Source organism: Nocardiopsis lucentensis DSM 44048 (assembly GCF_000341125.1).
Taxonomy (GTDB): domain Bacteria; phylum Actinomycetota; class Actinomycetes; order Streptosporangiales; family Streptosporangiaceae; genus Nocardiopsis; species Nocardiopsis lucentensis.
Window position 1 is genome coordinate 1 of record NZ_ANBC01000222.1, and the last position, 8,150, is coordinate 8,150.

The following is an 8,150-nucleotide window of genomic DNA, read 5'->3' on the forward strand; positions in this document are numbered from 1 at the left end:
GACTCCAGGGGTTGCTGACATAATCCCCGGGCGACACGGACCACCACCCCTCCCCTTGGTAGAAAGCCGACACCGTGGACCCCCTGCACCCCACAGACCCCCCTCACATCGGCCCCTACCGCCTCACCGCCCGACTGGGAGCCGGTGGGATGGGCCAGGTCTACCTCGCCCGCACCGTTTCCGGACGGCAGGTGGTCATCAAGGTCATCCGTTCCGAACTCGCCCAGGACCCGGAGTTTCGCTCCCGCTTCGCCCGCGAGGCCGACGCGGCGCGACGGGTCGGCGGTTTCCACACCGCCCAGGTGGTGGACGCCGCCCCCGACGCCGAGGCGCCCTGGATCGCCACCGCCCACATCCCCGGCCCCACCCTGGAGCGGGCCGTACGTGAGTCCGGTCCCCTCCGGCCCCCGGCCCTCCACGTTCTGGCGGTCGGGCTCGCCGAGGGGCTCTCGGCGGTGCACTCCAGCGATCTGGTCCATCGCGACCTCAAGCCGGGCAACATCATCCTGGCCCACGACGGACCCCGCATCATCGACTTCGGTATCGCCCGTCCGCTGGACGTCAACAGCATGACCACGCACGGCGCGGTGTTCGGAACACTGCCGTACATGTCCCCGGAGCAGACCGACGGGTCCCGGGTGGGCCCGGCCTCGGACGTGTTCTCGCTGGGGACCGTGCTCGCCTACGCCGCCACGGGAGTCAATCCGTTCGTCGGGGCCACGATGGCCGAGACCCTACGCCGTCTGATCGGTCCCGCGCCCGATCCGGGGAAGATCGATCCGCGGGTGCGGGCGCTGATCCGCGACTGCTGGAACCACGATCCCGCGCGGCGCCCCACCCCGGCCCAGATCCTCTCCCGGTTCGCGGAGCACGATCTGCACGGATCCTGGCCGCACCCGACCGCCGTCGTACCCTCGTCCGCGTCGCCTCCCCAACCAGCCCCGCCTGCCCCACCCCCGACGGCGGTCCGGCCCTCGGCGGAGCCGGTGGCACCGGGACACCGCGGGTCCGGCTGGAACTCCACGCGCACGTGGCTGCTCGGCGCGGGCGCCGCGGTGACCGTCGTCGCGCTCTTCCTGTGGGTCGGCGTCCAACTGGTCACGAACGCGTCCGGGTCGGACCGGGCGAGTGGAACCGCGGGGAACGGCTCCCGCGACTCCGGGGACGGCGGTCTCCTCGGCTCCGGTACGAGTGGGACCAGCCCGGACATGACCTTCGAGCACGATGGGGAGGGTGCCGTGCGGTCGGTGGTGTTCAGCCCCGACGGCTCCATGCTCGCCACCGGGGTCGGCAACGCCGCCGGAACCGGGAGCGCCACCTGGCTGTGGGACGTCGAGTCCGGTGAGCGGCTCGACTTCTCCCTGGCCGAGGACTGGACCGGCTCGACGGACATCACCATCGCGGGTGACGACGAGGACGACCCCTTCACCTTCCTGGCCGAGGACGGGCCCCTCCGGCTGTGGTACGCCGACAGCGGCGACGGGATCGTTCCCCTCGTCGGCGGGAACTTCGCCTGGCCGACGGCGTTCAGCCCGGACGGCGCCACCGCGGCCGTCTCCGTCGGCATGGCCGGGTTGTGGGACACCGGAAGCGGGGACCGGATACGTCTGATCGACGACTCCGGGGCTGGGGCCTACGAACTGGAGTTCAGCCCCGACGGAGGGACCCTGGCCATCGGCCACGGCGACGGCACCGCCCATCTGCGGGACGTCGGCTCCGGGGACGAGATCGCCGAGCTCACCGGGCACGAGGACTACGTTCACACGATGGAGTTCAGTCCCGACGGCACCATGCTGGCCACCGGCGGTGTCGACAGCACCGTCCGGCTGTGGGACCCCGAGAGCGGGCGCGAGATCACCGCCTTCCCCGACCACCAGGGCGTGATCTACGAGGTGACCTTCAGTCCCGACGGTTCCACCCTGGCCGTCAGCGACGACGGCGCCACCGTGCTCTGGGACGTCGAGACCGGAGAGGAGGTCACCAGGTTCCCCATGAGCCCGTTCTACCTGGGGCTCTCGATGACGCGCTTCAGCCCCGACGGCAGTACCCTGGCCATCGCCCGTAACGGCGACGTGTACCTGTGGCCACTCGACTGAGCACCGCCTAGGCGTCCTCGGCCAGCAGCCCGTCGAAGGGGGGCGCCGCCCTCACCCGCGAAGGTGTGCGCGCCGCCCTCGATCCGGCCGATCAGTGCGCGGGTCCACACGGCGTTCGACTCCGCCGTGTGCGTCCACAGGTCCATGATCTCCTCGATGTGCCCGGTCGCCCCCGGATCCCCGGCGGGGGCCCGGTGCTCCGCGACGTGCTCCCGCCAGGACTCCAGCGCCCCGACCCGCCTCCGCAGCAGCTCCAACACCTCCGCGCGCGGCAGGTCGACCATGAACCCGAGCGCCGCCGAGAGCACGTCGAAGCGCTCGTCGTGGGCGGACAGCGCCGCGCGCAGCAGGGAGAGGTACTCCTCCTCGCCCCCCTCCGTGATCTCGTACTCCGTGCGGGGCGGTCCACCGGCCGTGGACGGGGCGACCTCGTGCGCGACCAGCAGCCCCTGCCGCGCCGACTGCTTGAGGGCGTGGTAGATCGACCCCGGCTTGGCCGTCGACCACTCGTGCGCGCCCCAGTGCTCCAGGTCGGCGCGCACCTGGTAGCCGTGGGCGCGGCCGTGGAGGCGGACCGCGCCCAGCACCAGCAGTCTGATCGCCGACATCTACTCGCCCTGGCGCGCGTGCTCCGCGCCGAGGGCGATCGGGGCGCCCAGCCACTCGTCGCGCAGGCCGAAGGCGTCCACCAGCGTGACCGCGTAGGGCCGCAGCCCCCGGCACAGGTCGTTCACCGCCTGGCTGACCGCCTTGGCACGGGCGGTGGACAGGCGTTCGTGCTCCAGGAACCAGGCGCGCTCCTCCTCCACGACCGACAGGACGTACAGGTCGCACACCCGGCTGAGCAGCTTGGCGGTCGCCTGGTCCCCGCAGCGGTCGATCCCCGCCACGAACGCCTCCAGCACCACCCGGTCCATGTGCGCCCGGCCCGCCGCCAGGACGTGGTCCTGGGCGCGGTTGAACACCTCGAAGGCGTCGCTGCCGTCCCGGCGGGCTCGGCGCAGCCGCCGCGCCAGCCCCTCGACCACGTGCTTCTCACGGTCCTCCAACAGCTCCAGCTGCCAGCCCCGGTTGTACAGGTCGGCCTCCTCGCCGCGCCCCGGAGCGGCCGCGATCAGCCGGTCGATCAGCGGCTTGGCCGCCGTGCGCTCGATGACGCCCTCGAACACCCGGCCCGCCATGAAGCGCGCCAACGCCAGCTGGTCCAGGTCGCCGAAGGACTCCCGGAAGTCGGTCAGCAGGCCCTTGGTGAGCTGCTGGACCAGGACCGTGTTGTCACCCTCGAACGTGGTGAAGATGTCGGAATCGGCCTTGAGCTGGGGGATGCGGTTCTCCGCCAGGTACCCGGCGCCGCCGCACGCCTCCCGGCAGGTCTGGATCGTCCGGGTCGCGTGCCAGGTGGCCACCGCCTTGAGCCCGGCGGCCCGCGACTCCAGTTCGCGCTGGGCGTGCTCGTCGCGCTCGGGGGAACGGGACAGCTCGTGCAGGCGGGAGACCAGCTCCTCCTGGGCGAAGTGCAGGGCGTAGGTCCGCGCCAGGGCGGGCAGGAGTTTGCGCTGATGGGCGAGGTAGTCAAGGATGCGGACCTCGCGCTCGGGCTGGCCGTCGCCCGCGGGCCGGGTGAACTGGCGCCGGACGTCGGCGTAGCGCGTGGCGATGGCCAGGGCCGCCTTGGTGGCCGTGCCCGAGCCCCCGGCCACGCTGATCCGGCCCCGGATGAGCGTGCCGAGCATGGTGAAGAAGCGCCGGTTCTCGTTGTCGATGGGGCTGGAGTAGGTGCCGTCGGCGGCGACGTCGCCGTACCGGTTGAGCAGGTTCGTGCGCGGCACCCTCACCTGGTCGAACCACAGGCGGCCGTTGTCCACACCGTTGAGCCCGGCCTTGGCGCCGCAGTCCTCGATGCGCACTCCGGGGGCGGGGGAGCCGTCCTCGTCCCGGATCGGCACCATCAGGGCGTGCACGCCGTGGTCGGCGCCGTCCGTGCGCAGTTGGGCGAAGACCACCGCCATGCGGCCGTCGCGGGCGGCGTTGCCGATGTAGTCCTTGCGCGCCGACTCGTCGGGGGTGTGGACCACGAACTCCTCGGTCGCGGGGTCGTAGGCGGCCGTGGTGCGTAGGTGCTGGACGTCGGAGCCGTGTCCGGTCTCGGTCATGGCGAAGCAGCCGGGCAGGTCGACGGACATGACGTCGGGCAGGTACGCGGCGTGGTGGCGTTCGGTCCCCAGAGCGCGGATCGCCCCGCCGAACAGCCCCCACTGCACCCCCACCTTCACCATGAGGGACATGTCGGCGACGAGCATCTCGAAGGCGACGACGGAGGCGCCGATGTCGTCGGCTCCGCCGACCGACTCGGGGAAGCCGTAAGCGGGGATCTCCGTCTTGGCCAGGGTCTTGAGCTGGGTGAGGACGCGGGCGCGGTGGTCCTCCACCGACAGCCCGTGGACCGGGGCGAACTCGTCCCCCTGGAGGAGGTCGCGGGCGCGTTCGCGGACGCTCGCCCAGCGTCCGTCCAGGAGGCCGCGCAGCTCGGCCTCGTCCACGCGTAGTGCCCGGTCGGTCATGGTCTCCCCCTGGTGGTGCTCGACGGCGCGGCCACTCCCGTGCCTACCACTGCCGGGCCCGGGCGTGTCGGGAACACGCCCGAGACGCGGCTGTGGTGGCCCCCACGGTACGGGTGGGCGGGCCAGGGCGTCGCGCCGAGGTCGGGTCAGACGGCGGCGGCCGTCTCCCGGGCGGCGGCGGTGTCGTGGACCCTGCGCAGCAGGTCGTCCAGGGAGACGTCGAGCGCGGTGGCCACGGCGGCCACGGTGAAGAAGGCGGGAGTGGGGACGCGGCCGCCCTCGATCTTGCGCAGGGTCTCGACCGAGATCCCGGCCTGACGCGCGACGTCGACCATCGTCCGGTCGGCGCGGGCAGCGCGCAGGAGGGCCCCGAGGAGGCGGCCCCGTTCGATCTGGTCGGCGGTCAGCGGTTCACGAACCATGCCGAGAGTGTAGCCCGCACCGCCGTGGGTCGTATAGTAATACCGGTATAGATATCCCATGCCAGGAGAGGAAGCCCCGTGGTCGAACTGAAGACCCCCGAGGAGATCGCCCGGATGCGCGAGGCCGGACGCGTGGTGGCGCGGGCCCTGGCCGCCGCGCGGGCCGTCGCCGCCCCCGGGCGCACCGGTCTGGAACTGGACCGCGCCGCCGCCGACGTCATCGCCGCCAGTGGGGCCGAGCCGCTCTTTCGCGGTTACCACCCGTCCTGGGCGCCCACGCCCTTCCCCGGCGTGGTGTGCCTGAGCGTCAACGACGAGATCGTGCACGGCGTCCCCACCGGGCGGGCGTTGCAGGACGGCGACCTGGTCAGCGTCGACTGCGGCGCCCGGCTGGACGGCTGGTCGGCCGACGCCGCCGTGAGCTTCCTGGTCGGCGAGGCCCCCGACCCCGCCGACGTGCGGCTGATCGCCGATGCCGAGGCCGCCCTGGCGCGGGGGATCGCCGCCGCCCGTCCCGGTGCGCGCATGGGCGACGTCGGCCACGCCATCAGCGCGCGGGCGCGCGCCGCCGGGTACGGCCTCACCGCCGACCACTGCGGTCACGGCATCGGCCGCGTCATGCACGAGGCCCCGGACGTCCCCAACGAGGGGCGTCCGGGCAGGGGCGTGGTCCTGCGCCCCGGGCTGGTGATCGCGATCGAACCCCAACTCGTGCGCGGCGGAACCGACGCCTACGTCCACGCCGACGACGGCTGGACGGTGCGCACCGCCGACGGGTCCCGTGCCGCCCACGTCGAGCACACCGTCGCCGTCACCGAGGAGGGGCCGGTGGTCCTCACGGTCCCGTGACCGGTTCCTGTCCGGGGAGCGGTTCCCCCAAGGGGCGGGTGAAGCCAGCGAGCCGGGGCAGGAAGGCCGCGGAGAAGTCGAACTCCGGCGAGGCGAGCCCGTCCGCCACCTCCTGGTCGGGCTCCCCGTACACCTCGAACGCCCGCACCGAGCAGTGCTTCATCACGTCGCGGATGTAGGGGTCGGACAGCTGCCAGTGGGTGAGGACGGAGGCCGAGTCGCGGTAGAGCTGGAAGCTGTGCGCCAGCATCCGCTCCTCGTCGAGGAAGACCTGCACCATCAGCTGCGGCGCGTGTCGCTCGGTGAACTCGACCGCCCGTCGGATCGCCTCCCGGAACTCGTCCAGGTGTCCGGGGGTGATCCGCATGGTGTTGTGGAACAGGAGAGTGGTGTCGTGTGTCGAAGCCATGCGGCCATCGTGCAACCTCAACATTAATTGAGGTCAATGGGTCCGGCGCGCCTCACTCCAGTCCGGGGACGGCCAGCTCCAGGCTGCCACCCTCGGCGTCGAGCTGAGCGGGTACCCCCAGCGGAACCGTCAGCTGAGCCGCGCAGTGGCCGAACTCCAACCCCCACAGCACCGGTACGCCCAGCGGCGCCAGACGGTCGCGCATCAGGTCGGCGATCACCCCCAGGTCCGGAGGGCAGTCCGTCCACGTCCCCAGCGCCACCCCGGCGATCCCGTCCAGCCAGCCGGTCCGCAACAGGTGGGTGAGCATCCGGTCGATCCGCGCCACGTCCTCCCCGACGTCCTCCAGCAGCAGGATGCCCCCGTCGGCCGACAGCCTGCTGTGCGGCGTGGCCAGACCGTCGTTGAGCAGGCTCAGGTTCCCGCCGAAGGTCACCCCCCGGGCCCGTCCCGGCGCCAGCGCGTGTGCCCCCGGGGAGGTCAGCACCGTCCGCTGCTCCGGGGCGAACAGGGTCGTGCGCAGCTCGTGCTGGGCGACCTGGTCGCCCACGAAGTACCGGGTCCCCACGACCGGTCCGTGCACCGTCGCCACCCCCAGTTCGACGGCGAAGGCCTCGTGCAGCGCGGTGATGTCGCTGAACCCCACCAACGCCTTCGGGCGTGCGCGGCGCATCGCGTCGAAGTCCAGCAGGTCCAGGGTCCGGTGCGCCCCGTCGCCTCCGCGCACACAGAACACCGCGGCCACGTCCGGATCGCACCACGCCTCCTGGAGGTCGGCGGCCCGTGTGGCGTCCGGCCCGGCGAGGTAGGGCAGCCGCGGGTGACGTTCGCGGACGTGTGGCGCGAACTCCACCCGCAGACCCCACTCGCCCAGTACCTCCGCCGCGGCCGCCAACCGGGCGGCCGGAACGGGGCTGCACGGCGCCACCAGGCGGACGCGGTCCCCCTCCCGCAGCCGGGGCGGCCGGACCAGCTCCCGCACGCCCCGGGCGCTCCGCACGGCCCTGGCCACGGCCTCCCGCGCACCACGCACCTCGGTCATCGTCCTCCCCACCCGTCACCGTCCATGGTCGTCGCCGTCTCCGGTCGGACGCAGACCGTCCGCATCGTGTTCCGCCCCCCGGCGGACCGCTCCCTCAGGCCCGCAGGAACGCGTCCAGCACGCCCACCCCGGATCTCAGCCCCTCCAGAGGAACCCTCTCGTCCACTCCGTGCAGCAGACCCGGGTAGTCCATCCCCTCCGGCAGCCGCATGGGGGAGAAGCCGTAACAGTCGATCCCCAGCCGGGCGAACACCTTGGCGTCCGTGCCACCGGCCATGCAGACGGGGACCACGTGCGCGCCGGGGTCGTGGGCCACCAGCGCCGCCCGCATCGCCCGGAACGCGCCCGAGTCCAGGGGGGCGGCCACCGGCGGCGAGGCGTGTTCGTACTCCCAGTCCACGCGCTCCCCGGTGAGCGCGTCCATCGCGCTCGCGAACTCCTCCTCGGCCCCCGGCAGGACCCTGCCGTCCACCCCGCCGACCGCCTCTCCCGGCACCACGTTGACCTTGTATCCGGCCGCCAGCGTCGTGGGCGTCGCCGAGTTGCGCACCGTCGGCGCCACGAGCGAAGCGGCCGCGTTCAGTCGGGCGATCAGCGCGTCGACCGCCTCGTCGGTGTCGGTGTCCCCGGGCACGCGCTCGACCTCCAGAGCGGCGGCGATCGCGTCGACCGCGGCGCGGGTCACCGGTGTCAGGCGCAGGGGCCAGCGGTAGGCGTCGATCCGGGCGATCGCGGCGGCCAGGGCGCCGACGGCGTTGTCGGCGGGCGGCC

Annotated in this window: 8 protein-coding genes; 2 read left to right on the forward strand and 6 right to left on the reverse strand. The window is 72.9% G+C overall.

The genetic code is table 11. From position 1 onward, the window contains the following. Nucleotides 1-74 precede the first annotated feature (74 nt). Entirely contained in the window at nt 75-2,096 is a 2,022-nt protein-coding gene (locus D471_RS0107360; protein ID WP_026127502.1) for a WD40 repeat domain-containing serine/threonine protein kinase, read from the forward strand. On the opposite strand, the gene D471_RS0107365 is transcribed toward D471_RS0107360, so the two are convergent. From D471_RS0107365 to D471_RS0107375, 3 genes are all read right to left on the reverse strand, one after another. Continuing rightward, the gene (locus D471_RS0107365; protein ID WP_017598017.1) at nt 2,003-2,704 is read right to left on the reverse strand and encodes a PadR family transcriptional regulator; all 702 of its coding nucleotides are present in this window, start codon (nt 2,702-2,704) and stop codon (nt 2,003-2,005) included. The genes D471_RS0107360 and D471_RS0107365 overlap by 94 nt on opposite strands. After that, nucleotides 2,705-4,657: an acyl-CoA dehydrogenase family protein gene (locus tag D471_RS0107370; protein WP_017598018.1), complete on the reverse strand. Its 1,953-nt coding sequence runs from the start codon at nt 4,655-4,657 to the stop codon at nt 2,705-2,707. Nucleotides 4,658-4,803: 146 nt separating this feature from the next. Further along, nucleotides 4,804-5,079 carry a helix-turn-helix domain-containing protein gene (locus D471_RS0107375; protein ID WP_017598019.1) on the reverse strand — a complete coding sequence of 92 codons (276 nt, stop codon included), beginning with the start codon at nt 5,077-5,079 and terminating at the stop codon, nt 4,804-4,806. Between the two features lie 78 nt (nt 5,080-5,157). Between D471_RS0107375 and map the strand changes: the two genes are divergently transcribed. Then, complete coding sequence (gene map / locus D471_RS0107380) at nt 5,158-5,928, forward strand: type I methionyl aminopeptidase (protein WP_017598020.1); 771 nt, start codon at nt 5,158-5,160, stop codon at nt 5,926-5,928. Here the strand turns inward: map and D471_RS0107385 are convergent. The 3 genes from D471_RS0107385 to D471_RS0107395 all read right to left on the reverse strand — a co-directional run. Continuing rightward, entirely contained in the window at nt 5,915-6,337 is a 423-nt protein-coding gene (locus tag D471_RS0107385; protein ID WP_017598021.1) for a hypothetical protein, read from the reverse strand. The two genes, map and D471_RS0107385, sit on opposite strands and share 14 nt — an antisense overlap. A gap of 52 nt (nt 6,338-6,389) precedes the next feature. Further along, nucleotides 6,390-7,379 carry a S66 peptidase family protein gene (locus tag D471_RS0107390; protein WP_017598022.1) on the reverse strand — a complete coding sequence of 330 codons (990 nt, stop codon included), beginning with the start codon at nt 7,377-7,379 and terminating at the stop codon, nt 6,390-6,392. Between the two features lie 94 nt (nt 7,380-7,473). Continuing rightward, a partial coding sequence (locus D471_RS0107395) for a M20/M25/M40 family metallo-hydrolase (RefSeq protein ID WP_017598023.1) occupies nt 7,474-8,150 on the reverse strand: 677 nt, incomplete at its 5' end.